21 protein-coding genes and 2 pseudogenes are annotated in these 21,511 nt (G+C 38.1%); 13 read left to right on the forward strand and 10 right to left on the reverse strand.

The genetic code is table 11. The features are described from left to right. Window positions 1-175: 175 nt before the first annotated feature. A pseudogene (locus tag HXT19_RS03100) lies at window positions 176-289 on the reverse strand (type II toxin-antitoxin system RelB/DinJ family antitoxin); the annotation flags it as partial. 518 nt (window positions 290-807) lie between these two features. Here HXT19_RS03100 and HXT19_RS03105 point away from each other — a divergent pair. The 4 genes from HXT19_RS03105 to HXT19_RS03120 all read left to right on the forward strand — a co-directional run bounded on the left by HXT19_RS03105 (window position 808) and on the right by HXT19_RS03120 (window position 5,316). Beyond that, the gene (locus tag HXT19_RS03105; RefSeq protein ID WP_101887810.1) at window positions 808-1,416 is read left to right on the forward strand and encodes a recombinase family protein; all 609 of its coding nucleotides are present in this window, start codon (window positions 808-810) and stop codon (window positions 1,414-1,416) included. 142 nt (window positions 1,417-1,558) lie between these two features. Continuing rightward, the gene (locus HXT19_RS03110) at window positions 1,559-2,560 is read left to right on the forward strand and encodes a SpaA isopeptide-forming pilin-related protein (protein ID WP_422119749.1); all 1,002 of its coding nucleotides are present in this window, start codon (window positions 1,559-1,561) and stop codon (window positions 2,558-2,560) included. Between the two features lie 217 nt (window positions 2,561-2,777). Further along, complete coding sequence (locus tag HXT19_RS03115) at window positions 2,778-4,466, forward strand: InlB B-repeat-containing protein (protein ID WP_422119752.1); 1,689 nt, start codon at window positions 2,778-2,780, stop codon at window positions 4,464-4,466. A gap of 217 nt (window positions 4,467-4,683) precedes the next feature. Further along, window positions 4,684-5,316 (forward strand): metal ABC transporter permease, encoded by a 633-nt coding sequence (locus HXT19_RS03120; protein WP_004128556.1) that lies wholly within the window; start codon window positions 4,684-4,686, stop codon window positions 5,314-5,316. Between the two features lie 114 nt (window positions 5,317-5,430). On the opposite strand, the gene HXT19_RS03125 is transcribed toward HXT19_RS03120, so the two are convergent. Continuing rightward, entirely contained in the window at window positions 5,431-6,234 is an 804-nt protein-coding gene (locus HXT19_RS03125) for a sulfite exporter TauE/SafE family protein (protein WP_019261274.1), read from the reverse strand. A 129-nt stretch (window positions 6,235-6,363) separates the two neighbouring features. Here HXT19_RS03125 and HXT19_RS03130 point away from each other — a divergent pair, with 129 nt between their 5' ends. Both HXT19_RS03130 and HXT19_RS03135 read left to right on the forward strand, forming a co-directional pair. After that, window positions 6,364-6,702, forward strand: coding sequence for a hypothetical protein (locus HXT19_RS03130; RefSeq protein WP_004573940.1), 339 nt, complete (start codon window positions 6,364-6,366; stop codon window positions 6,700-6,702). A 46-nt stretch (window positions 6,703-6,748) separates the two neighbouring features. Then, window positions 6,749-7,240 (forward strand): NUDIX hydrolase, encoded by a 492-nt coding sequence (locus HXT19_RS03135; protein ID WP_004120512.1) that lies wholly within the window; start codon window positions 6,749-6,751, stop codon window positions 7,238-7,240. A 408-nt stretch (window positions 7,241-7,648) separates the two neighbouring features. On the opposite strand, the gene HXT19_RS03140 is transcribed toward HXT19_RS03135, so the two are convergent. From HXT19_RS03140 to HXT19_RS03165, 6 genes are read right to left on the reverse strand one after another with little or no spacing between them, the layout of a single operon-like run. Continuing rightward, entirely contained in the window at window positions 7,649-9,058 is a 1,410-nt protein-coding gene (locus tag HXT19_RS03140; protein WP_101887808.1) for an ABC transporter ATP-binding protein, read from the reverse strand. Beyond that, window positions 9,055-9,789, reverse strand: a complete 735-nt coding sequence (locus HXT19_RS03145) for an energy-coupling factor transporter transmembrane component T (RefSeq protein WP_101887807.1) — start codon at window positions 9,787-9,789, stop codon at window positions 9,055-9,057. The genes HXT19_RS03140 and HXT19_RS03145 overlap by 4 nt, the downstream gene beginning before the upstream one ends. Next, window positions 9,789-10,373 carry an MptD family putative ECF transporter S component gene (locus HXT19_RS03150; RefSeq protein WP_004120520.1) on the reverse strand — a complete coding sequence of 195 codons (585 nt, stop codon included), beginning with the start codon at window positions 10,371-10,373 and terminating at the stop codon, window positions 9,789-9,791. The genes HXT19_RS03145 and HXT19_RS03150 overlap by 1 nt, the downstream gene beginning before the upstream one ends. A gap of 47 nt (window positions 10,374-10,420) precedes the next feature. Continuing rightward, the gene (locus tag HXT19_RS03155; protein ID WP_101887806.1) at window positions 10,421-12,178 is read right to left on the reverse strand and encodes an ABC transporter ATP-binding protein; all 1,758 of its coding nucleotides are present in this window, start codon (window positions 12,176-12,178) and stop codon (window positions 10,421-10,423) included. Continuing rightward, complete coding sequence (locus tag HXT19_RS03160; RefSeq protein WP_101887805.1) at window positions 12,171-13,916, reverse strand: ABC transporter ATP-binding protein; 1,746 nt, start codon at window positions 13,914-13,916, stop codon at window positions 12,171-12,173. The genes HXT19_RS03155 and HXT19_RS03160 overlap by 8 nt, the downstream gene beginning before the upstream one ends. After that, entirely contained in the window at window positions 13,913-14,626 is a 714-nt protein-coding gene (locus HXT19_RS03165; RefSeq protein WP_016827934.1) for a TetR/AcrR family transcriptional regulator, read from the reverse strand. Before HXT19_RS03165 ends, HXT19_RS03160 begins: the two co-directional genes overlap by 4 nt. An 840-nt stretch (window positions 14,627-15,466) precedes the next feature. On the opposite strand from HXT19_RS03165, the gene abc-f reads away from it, so the two are divergent. The 3 genes and pseudogenes from abc-f to HXT19_RS03180 form a co-directional block, all read left to right on the forward strand. After that, window positions 15,467-16,909: a ribosomal protection-like ABC-F family protein gene (abc-f, locus tag HXT19_RS03170; protein ID WP_064623139.1), complete on the forward strand. Its 1,443-nt coding sequence runs from the start codon at window positions 15,467-15,469 to the stop codon at window positions 16,907-16,909. A gap of 201 nt (window positions 16,910-17,110) precedes the next feature. Further along, window positions 17,111-17,290: a hypothetical protein gene (locus tag HXT19_RS03175; RefSeq protein ID WP_064623140.1), complete on the forward strand. Its 180-nt coding sequence runs from the start codon at window positions 17,111-17,113 to the stop codon at window positions 17,288-17,290. Next, a pseudogene (locus HXT19_RS03180) lies at window positions 17,286-17,654 on the forward strand (hypothetical protein); the annotation flags it as partial. The gene HXT19_RS03175 and the pseudogene HXT19_RS03180, both read left to right, overlap by 5 nt. Before the next feature lie 91 nt (window positions 17,655-17,745). Here the strand turns inward: HXT19_RS03180 and HXT19_RS03185 are convergent. Together HXT19_RS03185 and HXT19_RS03190 are read right to left on the reverse strand one after the other, a co-directional pair. Then, window positions 17,746-18,123: a type II toxin-antitoxin system death-on-curing family toxin gene (locus HXT19_RS03185; protein WP_004123519.1), complete on the reverse strand. Its 378-nt coding sequence runs from the start codon at window positions 18,121-18,123 to the stop codon at window positions 17,746-17,748. Then, a complete protein-coding gene (locus HXT19_RS03190) occupies window positions 18,120-18,368 on the reverse strand; it encodes a prevent-host-death protein (RefSeq protein ID WP_004120533.1) in 249 nt (82 codons plus the stop codon). Before HXT19_RS03190 ends, HXT19_RS03185 begins: the two co-directional genes overlap by 4 nt. A 169-nt stretch (window positions 18,369-18,537) precedes the next feature. Here HXT19_RS03190 and HXT19_RS03195 point away from each other — a divergent pair, with 169 nt between their 5' ends. The 4 genes from HXT19_RS03195 (at window position 18,538) to HXT19_RS03210 (ending at window position 21,492) form a co-directional block, all read left to right on the forward strand. Then, window positions 18,538-18,738 (forward strand): hypothetical protein, encoded by a 201-nt coding sequence (locus HXT19_RS03195; RefSeq protein WP_064623667.1) that lies wholly within the window; start codon window positions 18,538-18,540, stop codon window positions 18,736-18,738. Window positions 18,739-18,923: 185 nt separating this feature from the next. After that, complete coding sequence (locus HXT19_RS03200) at window positions 18,924-20,132, forward strand: ATP-binding protein (RefSeq protein WP_013399688.1); 1,209 nt, start codon at window positions 18,924-18,926, stop codon at window positions 20,130-20,132. A gap of 184 nt (window positions 20,133-20,316) precedes the next feature. Further along, a complete protein-coding gene (locus HXT19_RS03205; protein ID WP_174143060.1) occupies window positions 20,317-20,469 on the forward strand; it encodes a hypothetical protein in 153 nt (50 codons plus the stop codon). Window positions 20,470-20,505: 36 nt separating this feature from the next. After that, window positions 20,506-21,492: a helix-turn-helix domain-containing protein gene (locus tag HXT19_RS03210; RefSeq protein ID WP_101888004.1), complete on the forward strand. Its 987-nt coding sequence runs from the start codon at window positions 20,506-20,508 to the stop codon at window positions 21,490-21,492. Window positions 21,493-21,511 lie beyond the last annotated feature (19 nt).

Here is a 21,511-nt window from a genome sequence, read left to right on the forward strand (position 1 = left end):
GCAAAAGATTAGAGGATTAAGCAAACAGTGTAGTTGGAAATAAATAAGTAGGATAGAAGTTGAAGTATGTAAAACCGTAAACACATATTACTATAGATATCTACCCAATTAGAATATTAAGTTAATAAAGAATAATTTTAGAAAGGATGTAAGGATTTGTTACATCCTTTTTTAAATACAGCATTTGGATTGCTGAAGAGGGAGTTATTCCCAGCTGATTCAAGATGCTTTCAGCATTTTCTTTAAGTGTGGTGTCGATTCGCGCATATACAACATTGGTATTTGCCATGATATTCACACTCCTTTCTGCCTGCATTTTACAAATGATAGCAAGCAATTGAAAGCGAGCGAAAGCAATATATTTATTTTAGTGAGATAATCCATCTCAAACTTTTTAACGATAGCTCGCTTCTATCGTTAAAAAGTGCACCCACTATCCATAGTGTGCACTCGAAAAAGAACTGACGTACTAGGAGTTCCCTCCATCCACGTCGAGAGTGTTGTATTGATGTCAAAGGCTGATTAGGTGGGTGCATTGAAGGCTTTGTGTAGCAGGGGTTTGCAGGGTCTATCGTTAAAAGGTTTAATGCGTGGCGGCTTTAGGCTGTGTTCTCGTGATTTTTGAGTGCGATTTTGCTGTATGAGGAAACATATCAACGCTCTAGGGTCGAGTGCACAGGATGTTAACGTTAAAAAGTGCACCCACTTTGCACCCAGGCTGTGAAGTGGGGTTTTATAATTCTTCATGCTGAATTATTCTTTTCTTTTTTGAAATAATGGTGTTCAAAAAAGGAGTAGATAATAAGTATGCGCTATGGGTATGCGAGGGTGTCTACAAAGGATCAGTGTGTAGACAGACAGTTTAAGGCCTTGGAAGACAATGGCATTAGAAAAGGCTGTATTTATGTTGACAAGGCATCAGGGAAGGATTTCAACCGTAGAAATTATTTGAGATTGTTTAGACGTTTGAGATCTGGTGATGAGTTGTTTGTGAAGTCGATTGACCGTTTAGGTAGAAACTATGATGAGATTATTGAGCAGTGGAACAAAATCACGAAAGAAAAAGAAGCAAATATTGTAGTGTTGGATTGTCCTTTGCTGGATACGAGAAAACATGTAAATGGTGTAACAGGTAAGTTTATTGCCGATCTTGTATTGCAGATTTTATCGTATGTTGCTCAAGTTGAGCGAGAAAATATTCATCAAAGACAGATGGAAGGGATTCGTGTTGCCAGACAAAGAGGTGTGGTGTTTGGTAGGTCAAAGATTGAGGTTCCTGATGATTTTTATGCTGTGGCGGCTAGGTGGCAGCGTGGACAGGTAAATTTGCGTGAGGGTGCAGAAATGCTTTCTGTTTCGCATACTACCTTTTCTAAGTGGCTACATGCAAGAAAAATTGAAAAAATTTGTAAATAAATCTAGGAATTAATTTACAAATAAATATTGCAAATCAACCCTACCTTTTCCTTGATTTTACTACGCTTGCTGACAAAAAGCCACTGTGTAAATTAAACCCTACTTTAGTTGCCATCAACATGAAAATGCGGGGTGAATAAATATGACAGCAAGAATAATAAAAAAATGGATGATCCTATTACTGGCGGTGGTCATGCTTATAAGCATGGCTCCATTAAATGTGAGTGCAAGTGCAAGTGCAAGTGAAACTGATAAGACTTATCAGGCGTATGATGCTAGTCAGCATAGAAAAGTTATAAGTGAAAATGGAACAACAGATTCAGAATGGTCCTTATGTATGGATCATCATAAACAATCTCCAGGAAAACCCGGTGAAGCCACAGGGGAATATTCAAAAAACGAAAATGCTACGAAAGATACGTATGCCAGTAACGGTGGAAAAGGAGATTTTCAGAAAATCAAAAGGATGCTATTTTATAAATTAAAACATCCGGAACTTAATTATACAGTCTTACAAAATGAATATTACTATCAGCAAGACAATAAAACTAAAATTTATGATACACATTATAGTCAAAACCCAGAATTGAACAAGCAAAAACAAGACTTAAGAACTTTTGCTGAGGATTCTTCTCATGATGATGAGATTAATAGCACAATGGAAGTTTTTATTTATAAATCAAAAAACCCAAAGATGCAAAATTTAATTAGCGCGAAGTTGAAAGAAGTTCCAACACCAACAAAAGTTAAGTTTTCTAAGAAAGCATTAACAGAGAATGGAGAAGATCTTAAGGGCGCAACTATCCAATTGACAAAAGCAGATGGAAGCTTAGTCAAAAAATGGGTAACAGATGGAACGGTAACAGAGTTTGAATTAAAAGACGGTAAGTACACATTCACAGAAACATCTGCACCAGCTAAATATCAAGTAGCGACAGCAATAACATTTGAAGTAAAAAATGGAAAAGCAATAGTGAAAGGTATAGCTGTAACAGGAAATACGATAGTGATGGTAGACAAACTATCAATTCAGGTGTTACCTAAGACTGGTGAATCCGGCTCTCTTGGCGCATTTCTTTCTGCATTGGGATTATCTTTAGCTGGTCTTGGAGTACTTTACAAAAAAATGAAGGCTTGTGAATAACGTCAAATAAATTTAGCATAAAAGGTTTGCAAGCCATGAAAAGACTGACAAAATCCTTGACAGACAGACAGCATAACTCTGTCTATTTTCACGTAGAATTTTTTAATTTGCAGAATTATATACCTGATGGATAGTTATGTGTTTCTGCCTATTTTTATGCAGTTTTTTCAAAGTAATAAAAAGAACATTTTTAGATTAATAAGGAAATGTGAATAAGATGAAATTGTTAGCAAAAAAGACAATGGGGCTACTGCTGGCAACATTAGTAGCATTTGGCGTAGTAGCTGGAACTACGCAGGCATTTGCTGGTGGCGATGCGGTAGCATCTAAGCAAGCCGACAAATATACGGAAATAGACATGCAGGAACCGTATATAAAAGACGCAGAGCTGCATGTTTATTCTGTAAAAGACGATAACGGCTCGCCTGCAGCCGCGATAACTATCACTCACAAAAATTCGGGTGGAGTTGACCCTCAGCTTACAGGCGTAAGGGAGTACACTGCCGCTGCAAAAGAAAGTTGGGTTTTTAAGAATTGGACGTACGAGCAGTTTTTAAAAGACAAGGACTACGGAAACTACAAAGGTATTTTCTATTCATTTTCGAAAGATCACAACAACAAGAGCATTCCTTATACATCGGGAAATGTGATTTCCGTAAACAGAACGGGGACTATAGGAGAATCAACATTAATTAAGCGAATTTATAAGGTCTATGCAAACCTTAATCCTACTATCACGGCAACTGCCGGTGAAGGCGGATCGATAACTCCTGCCGGAAAGACAGAAGTCACATACGGAGAAAATCAGAAATACAATTTTACAGCCAACGAAGGATACATAATAGCTTCGCTGAAGATAGACGGAGTAGAACAGACCGTCGAACATACAGCTTCGGGTTCATATGAATTCAAGGCTGTAAAATCGCCTCACACTATAGAAGTAAGCTTTGTAAGAGAATACACGATAACTTATACTGATGGCGTTGACAACGAAGCAATTTTTACCGATCAGGTTTACAAAGCTGCTTCGGGTTCCAATACTCCTGCTTTTGTGGGAACCGCTCCAAGCAGAAAAGATTATGTTTTTACAGGCTGGACTCCTACCGTTGCAGATAAGGTAACTCGTGACGTAACATACGTCGCTCAGTGGAAGGACGACAAGAACAACAATGGTACTCCTGACGATCAGGAAGGTCACTTCACAGTTACTTATACCGACGGTGTTGATGGAGCTGAAATATTCCATGACCAGGTACATCAAAATATACTCGTAAACATGCCTACTCCTGCTTTTGTGGGAACCGCTCCAAGCAGAACAGATTATGTTTTTACAGGCTGGACTCCTACCGTTGCAGATAAGGTGACTGCTAACGTAACATACGTCGCTCAGTGGAAGCGGATTCAAAGAACAGTTACTTTCAAGGATGGCAATAAGACTCATGCAAAAGTGAAAGTGGAAACTGGTAAGGCTATTAATACTGATGCGTTGACTAATGAGTTCATGCCGAAGAATCCAACGAAGGACGGTTATACCTTCAAGGAGTGGAATACGAAGGAAAATGGTAAGGGTGAGACGTTTACGGGAGAAAGCGTAGTTAATGGTGATATGACTGTGTATGCCATTTACACGAAAGATTCTGCACCAACTCCTAAGCCGGCTCCAACTCCGACACCGGCTCCAGCTCCTAAGCCGGCTCCAACTCCGACACCGACGCCAACTCCAACACCGACGCCAACTCCTAAGCCGCAGCCAACTCCTAAGCCGCAGCCTGAAAAGCGTATTGGCATGATTCCTAAGACGGGTGAATCGGCGTCGTTTGCAGGCTTGCTTGCAGCACTTGGTTTCTCGATTGCCGGACTTGCAATTCTTCTTAAGAAGAAAATGACGGAAGAAAACAATAAGTAAGCACGCTTGTTTTAAGTAACTAGCATTGTTTATTAGAAGATGGCTCTAGCGATATGTTAGAGCCATCTTTTTGTATGCTATTTTTTAAGTGTTATTTGAGATGTAAGCTTTCTTATTCTCAATAAGAAATAATATGATGCTCCAAGCTCTAAAGTTTCAGAGTACAGAGCAATAGTTTCAGAGTTCAAAAGCAAAGCTTCATTGTATACAACACGTAATGAAGCTAGATGTAATCTCCAAAGTAAAAGGACAAGGTCCAAATACAGCGTCTGGAGTGCTTTTAACTGTAGGATTCGCCCTAGGCTTTTTACTATTGAAACTTTTCCAACCAATACCTTTAAAAGTAAATAGTTTTATTTCTGGCAATATATTAACAGCTAACTCATTGGATATACAAGTAACTTCAATAGCATTAATAGCATGCATAATCACATTACTTGCATATGGTAAACAAATTATTTTTGCATGCCTCGATGAAACGTGTATGCAAGCAAGCGGATATAATTTGCGTAAAACTGACTTTATCATACTAATAATGATTACAGTTACAGTCGTTATAGTGATGCCTGCTGTTGGTTCAGTATTATCTATCTCTCTGATAGTAGGACCTGCAAGCGCAGCTATAAAACTTAGCTCATCAATATGGCAAACGGTAATTTTTGCTCCAATACTTGGAATTATAGCTGGAACTTTAGGTCTCTATTCAAGTATTTATTTAGGTCTATCTTCCGGAGGAATGATAACTGTATTTTCTGCAATTGTTTATATAGTTTGCGTAATTATTTATCACGCAAAAAACATGATAATAAAATTTATACAAGCAAAAAGAGATGTTACTCAAATGGCATAATTGTAAAAAGTCACTTTATAACGTTCTCCTATATCGTGGGGCTTAAATCTAAGCCCCACTTTTTATATTCAAAACTATTTTTTTAAATAAATAAAAGTCAAAGACTTTACATATTTAACGCTTATTCTTAGCTAAAATACCTGTTTTTAATATCATTCGTAAGCATGCACTGAACAAAAAAATACAAAACAATATATTGCATATAAAAGGTGAAATACTGCGCGCAGTTATTGCGCCTAAGTTTACAGTAAATGTCGCAAAAATACCGATAATAATTCCTTCAGTAAAATGAGTATAATGGTAACGAGCATTAGCAATACTACCACTTATAGCTGTAGGAAGCGTGACAAGCAAAGCAGTTCCTCTTGCCATAAGGTCTCCCATGCCGAGCAAAAGTTGCACGCATGGCACTATAATTCCTCCGCCACCAACGCCTAAAATACCTGAAAAAATACCAGAAAAAACGCCTATAAATATAAGACATATAGCTTTTAAAAAACTAACATTAAAATCTACATTTCTTAACGGAATCCAAACTTGACTAGAACATATAACTAGTAATACAAAAAGTGTAAAACACCAAGGAAATATTTTTTTAGGCAAAATATGTGAAAAATATACCCCAATTTGTGATCCGAAAACTGAACCTATTATTAGAAAAAATGCTGATAAAAATGACACTTTGCCGTCTAAACCGTAAACAATGCTTCCACAAAGCGACGTTATAATTATGGCAACAAGAGAAGTAGCAGTAGCATGACGCTGATCAAATTTCATAAAAACAGTTAATGCAGGAACTATCACCATTCCTCCACCTACACCGAACAATCCTGATAAGAAACCTGCTAATAGTCCAATGAAAACGATTAAAACAATATTATGGAAATTATATTTGGTTTTAAAAATATTTCTCAACATATATCTTTTCTTCACAAATTACCTCCTCGTAATTTATTCACTACTTTTACTATGTTATATGAAAAATAGAATGTTTCTATACTAGTTCAATTGTAATTTATGTATTTATTTATCTAATTAACGTAAGTAATGGATAATAAGAAGTTTATCGCAGAGACGAAAGATGTTCGTTTAACGGTGAAACGTGCTGATACCTTTGGTGTGAGCTTTGTTAACTGTGAACAAGATATATTGAGGGTTGAGGAAGCGCAAAATGTTATAAGGCTTATTCAAACTAAAAAAGTTTCAGCTTCGAATTGGCTGAGGTGGTTTACTCAGGGTATGCCTGAAATTGTTGTGAGTTTGCCACATGATGTGGAAGTTTGTGAGGTTGAATCTGATTCTAATCAAGTGCTCATCACGGATATTGAGATTGGTAAGCTTTATGTAGAAGTGAACAATGGCTTTGTATCCACTGGAGAAAGATAAAATTCATATTTAATGAAATTGACAATCAGGCCTTATGGAGGGTTTTATGGCTGAGATTTGGGATGCGTATGATAAAGAATTTAATAAATTAAAGAATATTACATTAGTGAGAGGAGAACCAATTCCTGACGGCATGTATCATTTGGTGGGCGAAGTAATTGTTAAACATATAGATGGGACTTACCTTATTATGCAAAGAGATTTTGAAAAGAAATTCGGTGGAATGTGGGAGTTGACAGCAGGTGGTTCTGCATTGCAATATGAAACACCATTAGAATGTGCAGTAAGAGAATTAAAAGAAGAAACAGGTATTGAAGCTTCAAAAATTATGGAGATCGGAAGATTTGTGCAGGATGTTTACCACTCTCTTTATGTTGAATATCTATGCGTAACCGATTGTAAGAAAAATGCAATTGCTCTTCAAAAAGGAGAAACGGTTAATTATAAGTGGGTAGATGAAAAGAGCCTTTTGGAAATGAGCCAAGACGAGTTAGTATCATCAAGGGCAATCAAACTTATTAAAACAGTAGATATATAAATTCAAGTTTGGCTGTTTGAGGGAAGATATCAACGCTCTGGGGTTGAGTGCACATGATGTTAACGTGCTTCGCTTGTGTTGAAAGCACAGTGTGCTTTCAACTTTGAGCAAGCTCAGCGAATCGAAGTGCATTCGCGAATTATGTTTTAATCGCTCATGCAAGTCGATTCGCCACTTTGCACCCAGGCTGTGAAGTCGGAAATGTTAATTAAGCACGATTCATGCACAGTATGATGAAATAATAGTTGAATCGTATGTGTCAACAAGGCGCGCAACTTTAGAACAATTTTGATTTGCTTCGGAAAAGAAACGAGTTCATTTGCGTTTATATTTATTCATACTCCCTTTTGGGGAGGTCATAGTATGTGGTTCAAGATAAATAAATTCTATGCATTTCGAGAGCTAACTTTACATATGAATCAATCTTGTGCAACATGCATGTATGAGTTCACTATCGTGAGTTACTACAACAATTGTTGTATTCATTGACTTAAGTTTTGATAGTAGCTGTGCTAGTTCTTGCATATGCGCATAGTCTAATCCGCTCGTCGGCTCGTCTAACGCTAGAATTTCTCTACCTGTTGCCAGCGCGCATGCAATTGCTAATCGCTGTTTTTGCCCACCCGATAGACTCTGCGGATGACGGTGCGCCAAAAAGTCCAAATCAAATTGTCGTAATATATTCATCGCAACATCGTTCTTATTTTTGCTGCGCTTAGGCAAACTAATTAAAACTTCATCTAAAACGCTTTCTGTAAACAGCTGGTTTCCTGTATTTTGCATCACCATAAAACATAATTTTTTACGTGCTCGATTACTTAAAACGCGATCCTCGTATTTAAAAATACCTTTGCAGTTTTTTTCTAAACCGCAAAAACAATTGAGAAAACTGGTTTTGCCAGCTCCATTTTTTCCTACAATTGCTGTAATTTGATTACGCGCAATAGCAAGCGATTTAATATTGACTATTTTCTTCTTTACGCCATGATACGCAAAGTTGAAATTTTTTAATGCGATTATCTGATCGTCTTGTGTGACAGATGGCATTTTATTAATTTGTATGGGTGATACCATAAGTCGTGTTCTCAGTCCCATTTTTTGCGCATCTATGTCGTTAAGAGCATCTTTTTGTTCGGATTTAATATCTTTAACGATCTCACCTTGTTGCATAACCACTAGGCGATCCATAATATCCCAAAGATAAGCTATTCGATGCTCAGCTACAACAATTGTTCTTCCTTGTTTTTTCCAATGCAAAATCAACTTTTTAAGCATCAACGTTGAGTCGTAATCTAAATTTGCTGAAGGTTCATCTAACAAAATTATGTTTAATCCTGCTACTTCAATTGACGCACAAGCTATTTTTTGCTTTTCGCCATCAGATAGATGAAAAATATTGCGATCCATCAAATTTTCCATGTGCAAATCAGCAACTGTTGTATCAATACGCTGATAAATATCAGATTTTGGTAGTCCTTGATTTTCACACGCAAACGCTAGTTCACTCGTTGTATCAACATTATAAAATTGTGACTTAGGATTTTGAAAAACCGTGCCTACAACATGTGCTAAATCATATAATTCATTATTTTTAAAAGATCGACCGTTTAATAGTATATCGCCTTTTACATTTCCTTGATAGAAGCGTGGAATTAAACCATTTATAAGACGTAACAGCGTTGTTTTGCCACAACCCGAAGGTCCGGTTATCAAAATTAATTCGCCATCTTCTATGCGCAAGTTAATATCATTTAATTCACTTGTATGATGGTCATCTTCAGTTCCATAATGGAAATAAACATGCCTAAATTCGATCATACGCTTACTCCTAAGCTACACAACAACCAAAAACATATGACCGACAAAGAAATGAGTAATAAAAACCAATCTTGTATTCGAAAACCAATTTGGCAAATATTAGTTCGCTTGATAGGGTAGCCTAATCCTCGAATTAACGCTGCTGCCGATAGTTCTTCGCCAATACGTACACCCGAACTAATCATAGGAATTAATTGGTACTCTAATATTTTTCCAATACCAACTGCTCCTATATGAATTTCACGCATATTCATAGCGCGACAAATTGATTTCCATTCTGTTGCAATCGTTGGAAACATTCTAAACATAACTGACATTGGCACAATAATGGCTCGTGGCATATGTATTTTTTCCATTGCTGCAATAAATTCACTCACCGAAGTTGTAGCTATAACATAATTGCCCATTGCAACTGTTGCTACAAAGCGCGTAAGAATATATCCGCACATTAAAGCGATAGGTTTTATCATACTAGGCAAATATGGTATCACCAAAAGACAGCCATAACCTATTATGAGCATGATACTTGCATGCCAAAATTTTTTCCATTGTTGTTCTATCAAAAGCAGCACAAAAGGAATGATAGATAATACAAAACTTATATCTTTCATGCGTGCGCCACACACGCCGCCCATTACGAATATTGCTAATAGCAAAACAAGGACGATTTTTACGCGTGGATCTAGAAAACTGCGTTTGTTCTTTTGCGCTGCTAGAGATGAATATGCCATTAAACAAGACCAGCTTTTTCAAAATGTTTTTTCAAAACTTTTTGACCAAACAGTCCGCCTAAAATACCGCAGATAAAGCATACAATTAGCAGAACGAACGCCATCCAATTTGGTAGGAGCTGAGCAACAGCCTCGGCATAAGCTTTACCAAAGCTTGCACGTTGTGCAAAATATTGTTCGCGATCAAGAAACAGTGACATATAGTTGCCATACATCCACAGGCTAAAAAATCCATATGTCAAAACAGCTTTTTTAGCACTGGCATAGTTGCCACTTTTGAACACAATTTCTGCAATCAAACCAGCAATCGCACTTGTTAACAACGACCACATTCCCATGCCTGTGAGCACCATCAATAGACCCATCATGATTGCCATGATAAAAATCATTCCTGGCTTTTTAACTTTGGTCAAAAAGAGCATAAAAGGAATACCGCCTATAATTGGCATTAATACCGCAAGGAGCGGCAAAAAGACGGGTACTATCCCAAGCATTGATATTACACATACAATAACAAAATAAATGGCTCCAAATATACCAATGTTTATCAGGTCATGACCACTTAATTTAGTTGCGCGTTCCATAACAAATTCCTCCTTTTTCTATCATGCGCGTTCTACACGCGCTCAAACTAATACGAAAACTCCTCTGCTGCACACGTTTTATCAATAAGATTTTGATAAGTAGGGCTTATCTGGATAAGCTCGGCATGTGTACCGCATGCTTCAACGTGACCATCTTTTAACACAACTATTCGATCAACATTTTCAATTGACTTCATGCGGTGAGAAATAATAATCACAGTCTTATTTTTTACCAATTCGGTAAGTGACTGTTGAATTTTAATCTCGTTGTCAACGTCTAAACTTGAAGCAATTTCATCAAGAATAAGAATTGGTGAGTTTTTCAAAAATGCGCGCGCTATTGATATACGCTGACGCTCGCCTCCAGAAAGCTGCTGACCGTTTTCGCCGATAATGGTGTTGATCCCATCTGGGAGTGCGTCAATAAAGTCGCAATGCGCAAGCTGAGCTGCATGTTTCACTTCTTCGTCTGTAGCATCTTCTCGACCTATACGAATATTTTCCAAAATGCTTGTGTTGAAGAGAGTAACATCTTGAAAAACGATAGATATATTTCGGTACAGGTTTTCAGTAGAAACTTTCCGTATATCTACGCCGTCAATACGAATGCTACCAGAATTAAAATCGTACAGACGCGCTATAAGTCGAAGCAGAGTTGTTTTTCCGCAGCCTGACTGCCCAACAAGTGCGCAAACTGTTCCATGCGGCACAGTAAAACTTACGTCGTTTAGCACAGGAGTAGCGTCATCGTAAGAAAAGCTGAGCTTGTTTATCTCTATATCAAAATTAGCAAATTGAGTAGCGCGTTTATCTGTAGTGTGTACGTCTGTAGCAGCTTCCGGCTGCACATCTAATACCTTTGCGTCGCGAATTTCACGAATACGCTTCACAGCCGAATTGATATAGAAAACTTCCATAAGGAATTCCATATTCGAGTCCACAAATTCTTTGAGCTTCATGGCAGCAAGAACGTAGCCTAGCAGATATAGCACAGAAATTTCGCCAGTTTGCATAAGAAAAATGCCACCGATAATCGTGAATGCCAACGAAAAATGCGAGAAAATATCGGCAAATATCAGCAAGAACCCAGCGTTGCGTTCGCTTTCCCACTGGACGCGGAGCGTGTCATCAAGCTTGGCATAAAGCTTTGTTTTTATACGTTCTGCAAGATTAAACGCCGCAATTTCCTTGGACAGCTCAATACGATCTTGAAACGCTTGAGAATTTTCGCGTAATCGCAGGTAATGTTTGTTGTGCTGCGCACGTACATAGCGCTTTGATACTACAATCAGCAAAAACGAAAGAAGCGTAGGGCCAACGGCACAAATCGCCATTTTCCAGTTCCCTATGAACATTAATACAGAAAGAAATGGTAAGAATAAACAAAACGCGAGCAGTTTCGGAACTGCGTGACTTTCTGCATGCTCAAGTGACGCTACGTCTGCCATAATACTTTGAGAGAGATCGGTAAGATCGTGTTTTGCGAAGTAAGACATTTCTAGTCGCGAAAGTTTCTCTGCAATATTAAGACGCAAATGAGCTGCTTCTTTATATGTTTCGTTATATTGTGCTTCGTATTCAAAACTCAATAGCACTGCCATTACCACCAAGGTCACAATAGAACACACAAGATAGATGGCTGTACTATGTACATGGCGTAGTAACAGATGATCTACCAACAATAGCAGCAGCATTGAAGGAACCATATTGATAACAAATACCAAAAAACTAAGTACACCCGATTTAAAAGCGCCTCGTACACCTTGATCGGTAAGAGCAAACGTATTTTTTAAAAACTTAATCATTAACAACCCTCCACTCATTAGCTTGGGTGTAAATTGTGTACAAATGTGTATATTGGCCATTTTGCGCCATAAGCTGAGCATGTGAACCGCGCTCAACAATGTGTCCGTGGTCAACAAGCAAAATCTCATCCACACCCGTAATGGACGTCAGACGATGTGCAATCATAATGACCGTTTTACCACGCATTAAACGTTTAAATGCTTTTTGTAACTCATGCTCGTTGTCTGCGTCAATAGAAGCAGACGCTTCGTCCATAATTACGATGGGAGAATTTTTTAAAATGGCACGAGCAATCGCAACGCGTTGAGTTTCTCCACCTGAAAGATACACGCCTTTTGTTCCAATTATGGTATTTTCTCGCTTATCTAATTTATCTAATACCGAATCAAGTCCTGCTGCAGAAATCGCAGACATTACTTCCTCGTGGCTTGCGTCATGTTTTACGCAGCTAACATTGTTATATAGTGTGTCACTAAACAACTTAGAATCTTGAAAAACAAAGGAAATTTCTTGCATGAGCGCTTCTTGAGAATATGTGTTAAGAGGTTTATTGCCAATTAAAATTTCTCCAGAACTTATGTTGTAATATGCGCACATCAGTTTAGCAATTGTAGATTTACCTGATCCAGATTTTCCTACTAGAGCATATATCTTATTTTCTGCTAAATTGAAGGACAGATTTTTCAAAACTTCTTTTTTGTCATACGAGAACGAAACGTTACGAAACTCAATGTTGTGATTTGCAAAATGATCTTCATTGCCAAAATGTATTTCTTCTTTCGACATTTGCGCATAAAGCTTCTCAAGCGAATCAACCGCATGATTACCCTGGAACGAGTACATGCCAATGTACATAACGCGCATAAATGCTGCAAACATTAATCCCGATACGAAAAACGTCATAATTAAATCGAGAGCCAAACGTTTGGGACTGCCCAAATCGTCAATAAAAAATACCAGCGGCAGTGTAAGTATTGCAATAATACCAAAGAAAAGGCATTCATACACAACGTATCCTGCTTTGCAATGCTTTGAATATTGGTAAGCATATGTTGAATAATTGTGAATAAGTTTGGATAGCTTTTTCATGGAACTTACTGAAACGCCAAAGATTTTGATAACAGAAATGCCACGAATATATTCGACTGTTTCGGCAGATAGATTATCGAGTGCGTCTTGGTACATTTTCATGAATTGCTTGCCGCCCATCATGCTAGCCATAATAGCGCTACCGACAATAGTAAGTATTAGAATGCATAAACCTACGCGCCAGCTTATGCAAAAGCTGAATGCAATTATGAAAAATGGCATAAGGATTGCGCGCGTAGCGTCAGGAATCATGTGTGCGACAATCGTGTGAGTGAGCGCTGCATTGTCGTCAATAGTTTTGCGAATAGTTCCAGATGAATGTGTGTCAAAGAATGTAAAACTTGCACGATTTAAGCCTTCAACACCGCGTTTGCGCAAAACATTTTCTAAATTGAATCCCACGTAATGAGCCATAAGACCCGACGCGCCAAGACATAAACTGCCGGTAAGTAAAAGCAGTGCAATGACGAATGCAAAATTTTGAGCGACAGGCAAGTTTTCGTCAATAATAAGCGCATGCAAAAAACAATGTATCGCATAATATCCGCAAGTAGTTAGTAGAGCTGACAAAGCTGAAACGAGTACTGCTCCAATAGCTAAACCCTTAAACTGTGGAATATAGGCAAACAGTTTGCGGTATGTGTTCATGAGAGCTCCTTTGCTGGTAAAGAAGTTGAAGATGCTTGAACAGACTCTTGTATGCTGCCTAACTGATTGTTTCCCTCGTCGCTGGAGCGAGTAGCGCCGCGGCTGTTGCCCTCGTGACTGGATTGAGCGGTGTCCTGTTTCAAAATATTCAAGAGCAGCTGCTTAATAAGCGCCTGATTATCTTGTACAAGTTTGTGTTCGTTGAGCACATGCGCAGAAAGAATGATCGCGTTTACAAAAAACGCCATAAGTTCAAAATTCGAAGGCTTAACAGAAAGCGTTTCTGCATCGATGTTATGTGCCCTAAACGTATCAAAAGCAGTGTGTTCAAGCTGTCTATATACCTGTTCAAGCTGGGGGTTTCTCTTCTTAGCCAACAAAAGTTCCACGTAGACGGGCATAAGCGCATTGCTATCAACTGCTTTTCTGGCCATTTCATCAGCAAGAAGATCAATGCTCCATTGCTTGCCATCCTCTATAGATTTCATCATGATGGTGTTGCGGTATGCGATGCCGTCGAGCATGATGTCGTGGAGTATGTCGGTTGTATTCTTGTAGTAGTGATAAAACCCACCCTTTGATAAGCCTGTTTCTTTTACCAGGTCTTCCATGGTTGTGTTCTCAAAGCCTTGTTTGACAAAAATACGTATAGCAGCATGCTTTATTGCTTGCTTGCGTTCATTAAAACTAAGCCGCTTATTACGAGCCATGCAATTCACCTCACACCACAAGCTGGTAAAGGGTTAACGCGCCAAATAGTTGTCATGAGTCAACGCGTAAAAAGTCTTCGCGCCTTGGCTACATCTAAGGGGTCGTCATCCTATCGACGGATGCGTCGATACATACAGTATAAGTTAGATAGTGTTTACTGTCAAGCTCTTGCTTGAAAGTAAACACTATTTGTCGATGCTGGTTAGAAGAGTGCCTGCTTGTGCTAATAAAATTCATAAGAAACTAGGCGATAGTTCAGCAAATCCATAAACGCATACCGTATTTATAGTTTGCATATATGTACCACAGTACAAAAAAGTTCAATCGTTCGTGTATTTTTGGGCTACATGGGGAGTGTCGTATTGATGTCAAGGGCTGATTAGGTGGGTGCATTTTTGCCCTTGTGTAGCAGGGGTTTGCGGGGTCTATCGTTAAAAGGTTTAATGCGAAGCGGCTTTAAGCTGGGTTCTCGCGGTTTTTGAGCGCAGTTTGGCTGTTTGAGGAAACATATCGACGGTGTAGGGTCGAGTGCACAGGATGTTAACGTACTTCGCTTGCGTTGAAAGCACACTGTGCTTTCAACTTTGAGCAAGCTCAGCGAATCGAAGTGCATTCGCGAATTATATTTAATCGCTCATGCAAGTCGATTCGCCACTTTGCACCCAGCTTTGTGAAATAAGTAAGACGATAGTTAAGTTGCTTGAAGTACTAAGTTATATATGAGTACATGGTATAATAGTGGCAATTATTTTCGGAGGTATCAAAAGATGGTAATTAATAAATCCTGTTCTAACTAATGTAGAGAGGTTAAATCCTCTCGGTATTTTCAAGGAGGATTTATGATACGTATTGATAATTTAACAAAAGTTATAGGTGCAAGAACTTTATTTGCGATTGATCATCTATCTATTGGTGCTTGTGACAAGGTTGGTTTAATTGGTGATAACGGCACAGGCAAAACCACCTTTTTACGCATACTTTCAAGTCTTGATACTGACTATGCGGGGCGAGTTCAAATGGACGACGAGATTAGTTATTTGCTCAACAATTTAGAAGATGAACTCGGTTTTATGTATCAGCGTCGTTTTCAGCAGAATTGTAGTAGTAGTCCAGGCGAGCAGCAAAGATTGAAACTGGAGCACCTTTTAGTTGATAATAAAGCATTTTTGCTTATTGACGAGCCTACATCACATTTAGACATTAAGCAAAGAAAGCTATTAGCTAAACGGCTCTATTCTCGCAATAAGGGTTTTATTCTTGTCTCCCATGATCGAGATTTTATTAATCAAACCTGTACGAAAATTTTCGAATTGGTCAATGGGAAAATTGAGGTTTATAGCGGTGATTATTCGTTTTACCTATGCGAAAGAGAAAAGAGGTATAAGTGTGCTGAGAGGGAATATGAGAGTTATGTAAAAGAAAAGAAGCGTCTTTTACAGGTTGCAAATGCAATAAAACAGCAGTCAGCAAAAGTAAAAACCACACCCAAAAGGATGGGTAACTCAGAAGCTAGGCTGCATAAAATGGGTGGGCAACAAAATAAGAAGAAGCTCGACAAACAGGTAAAAGCCACTTTAGAAAGAGTAAATCAACTAGAGGTGAAGAGTAAGCCATATCAAAATGCAGCCATCAAGCTCAATATGGACGAGCGAGAAAAAATTCATTCCAAGGTACTCATCAGGGCAGAAAATCTCAATAAGAGCTTTGATAGCAAGGTGATTTTTAAGAATGTCAATTTTGCGATAGACAATACAAATAAAGTTGCCTTATTAGGTGACAACGGTTCAGGGAAAACCACTTTGCTCAACATGATTCTTAACGGTGAAACGTGGACACATCCGAATTTACGAATTGGTTACTATAGTCAGCTAGGAGAAACACTCGACTATACAAAAACGATTCTAGGCAACGTATTACCTTATTCAATCTATGACCAGTCAATGACGAGAATCATCTTGGCTCGTCTAGGTTTCAAAACAAATGATGTGTTCAAGCAAGTGAATGTGCTTAGTGATGGTGAAAAAGCCAAGGTGAAATTGGCGAAGCTTCTAACAGGTAACTTTAATTATTTGCTGATGGATGAGCCAACTAACTTTTTAGATATTCGTGCCATAGAAGCCTTAGAAGAGCTGCTTCAAGGCTACGACAGACCCTTGCTTTTCGTGACGCATGATGTGTCCTTTATCAATAATGTAGCGGATTCTTTGTTACTTATCGAGAATGAAAAGATTACTGGTTTTGAAGGTAATTTGCAGCAATATAATGAGGAAAATGAGGTTTAAACTAATTATCATAATGAGAATATTTGCTGTTATTCGCTGGCATTGAACAAATGAGAAGTTTAGTGCCCAGAAATACATAGATGTCAATTGCAATTATCCTGGTGATTGGGATGGTGTAATAGAACGCATTGAAGAAATATAGCTCAAAAGGTAAAATGAAACCTGAATATTAGTATGTGTACGAGGAGGTGTTTAAGGATAATGGATAAGCTCGTTCGTTTTTGCCGTGAAGTAGCGACATTCGGCTTGACGGTTGCCTTAATCGCGATGCTGCTTGCCTTAATATGGGGTGGCACACTTGCTATTAGAGTTGGTTTTACCTCTTTTGCTATTGGTGTCACAGTGATCTCGCTTAAGACTGTCCTTCGAAAGACTGATTGAATTTTGTGAGGTTGAATCTGATTCTAATCAAGTGCTCATCACAGATATTGAGATTGGTAAGCTTTATGTAGAAGTGAACAATGGCAAGGTAGAAGTTGTTAATTTGAAAGCGGATGATGTCTTTCTTAAATGTTGTAATGGGTCGGCTTCAGCAACAAACGTAGAAGTAACTCATGTTTGTACACTTGATACGTTAAATGGCATGAGTATTTTAGAAGGAACAATCACCAAGGATGCAAGCCTTGAAGTAGATTGTGAGAATGGTATTAGCGAGGTTTCTGATAAGAAGAAGGTAAATTGTAAAAACGATGGGTTTGCGCATTACATGGTGCACTGCCTTAATGGAAAAGCTGTAGTTAAGTAATACTGTTGTGGTGTTTTATGTCCGCTACTTTGATCAATCGCACGAAATAGTGTTTGGCATATTCTAAAAAATGCTTTTAAATGTTGGAGTATTAGGCTTGGTGGTTTTTAATCCAGGTGTAAAGGTCATTTTCATTTGCTTTGCCTGATGCAACTTTGAGAATAATATCGATCAGTTCTTCATCTTTATAAGACAACATAATGTTGTTGAGTGCTAGAAAGATTAGCATTACATGTGTGCCGATACGCTTGTTTCCGTCTATAAAAGGGTGGTTTTTTATAAGACCAAAAGCTAGACGTGCTGCCTTATCTAAGACAGATGGGAAAAGTTCATTCTCGTCAAATGTTTGCAGTGGGGTCTTTAATGCAGAATCAAGCATTCCTTCATCTCGTATACCTGAAGAACCACCGCTTGTTTCAATCAGAGCTTGGTGAAGTTTAATAACTTGTTCTCGTGTTAAATACTTCATTTGGCAAGTTCCTCATAGACTTTTTTGTTCTTTTTTATGAACATGTTGGATAAAGCCATAACTTCATCGTTTGTTGGAACAGTAACTTTTTCAGTTTTGGCTTTTGGGAATTCTAAAATTACGTAGCGAGGAGCGTTGTTTTTCAAAATAACAGCTGATCCGTATGTGTCAACAAGTCGCGCAACTTTGGAAAAGTTTTGATTTGCTTCAGAAATAGAAACAAGCGTGTCTGTATTTACATTCATATCAAGAACCTCCATTTTTAGGAGAATTATAGCATATATTTTAGGATAAATAAATCCTAAGTATTTTGAGAGTTATTTTATAAATGACATATAGTCTATATGTGATTTAGTTGTTTATGTTTTGGGGAACAAATCGGTGTAATAATTGTAAAAAAGTTCCCTACATTATTTGATTTCTCACGGTAAAGGCTTGTTGGTTATTCCAGAAAATAAAGTTCCTGAGTTTAAGAAGTTGCTTGTTGAATATTATGAGGGTGAAGATTTGCAGGTGATTGCTTCGTTTATGATGGATATTGTTGGAAGCATTAAACGAGCACTGATTGGCTATTTTGTTTGCTGCGTGCATTTTCTGCATAAGACGATAAGTTAACCAATTTGAGCGTAATTTTAAAGTTGAACTTGAAATTTACGCCCATTATTAGAACACTGCGGCTTCAATCTCAAAGGTGAATTTTTAATTTGTTTCGTTTATAATAGAAACAAATGTAAAAAACGATAAATTCATCGACTATAATCGAAATTGTAAGCAAGGCTGTAATCGAAAGGTGTGAGGATATGTCATATATATTACGTAAAAAATACCTTAATAAGATCAAACCTTTTATTGACAAGCCTATTGTGAAGGTGATTACAGGTATGAGACGAGTGGGAAAGTCCACTTTGTTAAAAATGATTCAATCTGAATTGCTTGTAGACGTTCCTCAAAGTCGTATTATTTATATCAATTTAGAATCAGCTCAATACTTATCTGTGAAAAATGATTTTGATCTGCAGAGATTAATTACGGAACGTAGTCAACAAATCGAAGGTAAAATATATTTTTTCTTTGATGAAATTCAATTAGTTTCTCACTGGGAACGTGTTATAAATGCGCTTAGAGTTGATTATGATTGCGATATTTATTTGACTGGTTCTAACTCAAAATTATTGTCCGGCGAGCTTGCCACCTTGCTTGCGGGGCGTTATGTAAGTTTTGAGGTGCTTCCTTTTACTTTTAGCGAATTCGTGAATTTGTATCAAAGTTTGAATTTAAGCATACAGGAATTATTTCAGCTATATATCAAAATTGGTGGTATGCCTCCTCTTCATTATTTTAATGGGGAAGAGGAGCCGAGTTTTAGATATTTAAACGACATTTATAATACCGTTGTTGTTAAGGATATACTTGAATACAATTCGATCCGAGATGTTGACGTATTTAATCGCATTTTACTTTTTTGTTTAGATAATATTGGACAAAGTTTTTCGGCTAATAGTTTACGTAAATATTTTGTTAGCGAAAATCGTAAAGTTTCAGTTGATACCATTTTGAATTACTTGAATTTTTGCCAAGCGGCGTATCTTCTGAAAAAAGTTCCACGCTATGACAGTGTTGGAAAAAAGTTATTGACGGTTGAGGAAAAATACTATATAACAGATCATGGTTTTAGACAAGCAGTAGGCTTCTCAAACGTTGCGTCAATTGAACGTATTCTAGAAAATATTGTCTATATTGAGCTTTTGTCTCGTGGTTTTCAGGTTCAAGTTGGTCGTATTAATAATCAAGAAATCGATTTCATTGCTACTAGACAAGGTGAGACTGAGTATTATCAAGTCTCTTATTTGATGGCTAGCGAAGAGACTCGTAGCCGGGAATTTGGTGTTTATCGATTGGTTAAGGATAATTATCCTAAATTCGTTTTATCTATGGATACAATGAATTTTTCGCAAGAAGGGATTATACACAAATATTTACCAGATTTTCTTTTGGAAGATAATGCGTAATCTGCTTGATTTTGCTCTCATGTAGATTATGTTTCGCGATGGCTATTATTAAAAGGTTTAGTCTGCAAGCGTAAGCGCGATGTTTCATAGTTTTCCTTGCGAATTGGCGGGATATTAGTACTACGATTGGCGAGTTTTCATTCCGACGATTGGCGAAATTCTGTTCCGATGTTTGGCGGCATCAGTGAAGATGATTGGAAAGCGCGGTGTGAAAATGAAAGAAAACGAATTGGCGGTCGGTTGCGCTCATTTGTCGGCAGAAATTGCGCTTTCAACGGCAATTGCCAACCGCACTTGCTACTACGCAACTGCTGTTTCAGCTATAATTTCACCATGATCATGATGAATTCTAGTTTGAAATGGAGATGTTTTTATGATTTTAGCAGATAAAATATTGGAACTGCGTAAACAAAACGGTTGGTCGCAGGAAGAATTGGCGGACAAATTGGGCGTCAGTCGCCAAGCTGTTTCCAAATGGGAAGGTGCACAAAGTATCCCGGATATGGAACGGATAATTGCATTGAGCCGTTTGTTTGGTGTTAGTACAGATCTTCTGGTAAAAGATGAAATTGATGTTATGGGGAAGAACGTCAACGCAGATGAAAATGCCTGCCAGGAAGAAGCCGGCGTTCGCATGCGGGTAATTGAGCTGGAAGAAGCCTCCGCTTATATTGCTCACAGAATATCATTTGCCGCCTATGTTGCTCTAGGCGTTCTTCTTTGTATTCTGGCGGCAATCCCGTTGGTCGGCAGTGATCTTTTGCTTTCTCACACAGTAAATGCGCAAGTCGGTAAAACTTTGGGCTTAGCATTTAGTGTTGCGATTATTACTGTAGCTGTAGCTATTTTTATTATTCAGAGTTTCCACGGAAAGCGTTATCAATATTTGGAAAAAGAGGACTTTGAAACGGCTTACGGAGTTGACAGTGTGCTCAAAGAACGCTTGGAACGGTTCATGCCGTCGTATGTGCTGCGGACGGTCAGCGGTGTCGTTTTATGTATGGTTGCCTTTATTTTTCTTATAATTTCGGATATAGCGCCGAAATTTTATCAACTTTCATCCGGCTTTTTTGTAGTTATCGCTATTGCCCTGGTGGCAGCAGCCGTTTATTTATTCGTACAGGCGAATATTGTCCGCTCGTCCTATTACCGTTTGCTGCAACCGAAGAAAAAGATTGTCTATCCTGCAAAGATTAGGTTATTCCTCCAAGCTTACTGGCTTATAATTGTCTGCATTTATTTAGCCTACAGTTTCATCACGTCCGATTGGGGAAGAAGTTGGATTGTTTGTCCGTTGGCCGCATTGACTTACGGAGTAATAGAAGTAGTGCTCAAAGCGTGGATGCTCGGAAAGAAATAAGTGACTTTCAGCGTCGATT

The sequence above is a fragment of the Gardnerella sp. DNF00038 genome, assembly GCF_049262855.1.
GTDB lineage: Bacteria > Actinomycetota > Actinomycetes > Actinomycetales > Bifidobacteriaceae > Bifidobacterium > Bifidobacterium vaginale.

Bases quoted from the DNA above. Each gene is read 5' to 3' on its own strand.
- HXT19_RS03185 (WP_004123519.1), bottom strand. From the start codon at position 18,123: ATGAAGTATTTAACACGAGAACAAGTTATTAAACTTCACCAAGCTCTG.
- HXT19_RS03190 (WP_004120533.1), bottom strand. From the start codon at position 18,368: ATGAATGTAAATACAGACACGCTTGTTTCTATTTCTGAAGCAAATCAA.
- HXT19_RS03145 (WP_101887807.1), bottom strand. From the start codon at position 9,789: ATGGCATATTCATCTCTAGCAGCGCAAAAGAACAAACGCAGTTTTCTA.
- HXT19_RS03160 (WP_101887805.1), bottom strand. From the start codon at position 13,916: ATGAACACATACCGCAAACTGTTTGCCTATATTCCACAGTTTAAGGGT.
- HXT19_RS03140 (WP_101887808.1), bottom strand. From the start codon at position 9,058: ATGATCGAATTTAGGCATGTTTATTTCCATTATGGAACTGAAGATGAC.
- HXT19_RS03135 (WP_004120512.1), top strand. From the start codon at position 6,749: ATGGCTGAGATTTGGGATGCGTATGATAAAGAATTTAATAAATTAAAG.
- HXT19_RS03130 (WP_004573940.1), top strand. From the start codon at position 6,364: ATGGATAATAAGAAGTTTATCGCAGAGACGAAAGATGTTCGTTTAACG.
- HXT19_RS03120 (WP_004128556.1), top strand. From the start codon at position 4,684: ATGAAGCTAGATGTAATCTCCAAAGTAAAAGGACAAGGTCCAAATACA.
- HXT19_RS03115 (WP_422119752.1), top strand. From the start codon at position 2,778: ATGAAATTGTTAGCAAAAAAGACAATGGGGCTACTGCTGGCAACATTA.
- HXT19_RS03175 (WP_064623140.1), top strand. From the start codon at position 17,111: ATGGATAAGCTCGTTCGTTTTTGCCGTGAAGTAGCGACATTCGGCTTG.
- HXT19_RS03110 (WP_422119749.1), top strand. From the start codon at position 1,559: ATGACAGCAAGAATAATAAAAAAATGGATGATCCTATTACTGGCGGTG.
- HXT19_RS03200 (WP_013399688.1), top strand. From the start codon at position 18,924: ATGTCATATATATTACGTAAAAAATACCTTAATAAGATCAAACCTTTT.
- HXT19_RS03165 (WP_016827934.1), bottom strand. From the start codon at position 14,626: ATGGCTCGTAATAAGCGGCTTAGTTTTAATGAACGCAAGCAAGCAATA.
- abc-f (WP_064623139.1), top strand. From the start codon at position 15,467: ATGATACGTATTGATAATTTAACAAAAGTTATAGGTGCAAGAACTTTA.
- HXT19_RS03155 (WP_101887806.1), bottom strand. From the start codon at position 12,178: ATGATTAAGTTTTTAAAAAATACGTTTGCTCTTACCGATCAAGGTGTA.
- HXT19_RS03105 (WP_101887810.1), top strand. From the start codon at position 808: ATGCGCTATGGGTATGCGAGGGTGTCTACAAAGGATCAGTGTGTAGAC.
- HXT19_RS03125 (WP_019261274.1), bottom strand. From the start codon at position 6,234: ATGTTGAGAAATATTTTTAAAACCAAATATAATTTCCATAATATTGTT.
- HXT19_RS03150 (WP_004120520.1), bottom strand. From the start codon at position 10,373: ATGGAACGCGCAACTAAATTAAGTGGTCATGACCTGATAAACATTGGT.
- HXT19_RS03210 (WP_101888004.1), top strand. From the start codon at position 20,506: ATGATTTTAGCAGATAAAATATTGGAACTGCGTAAACAAAACGGTTGG.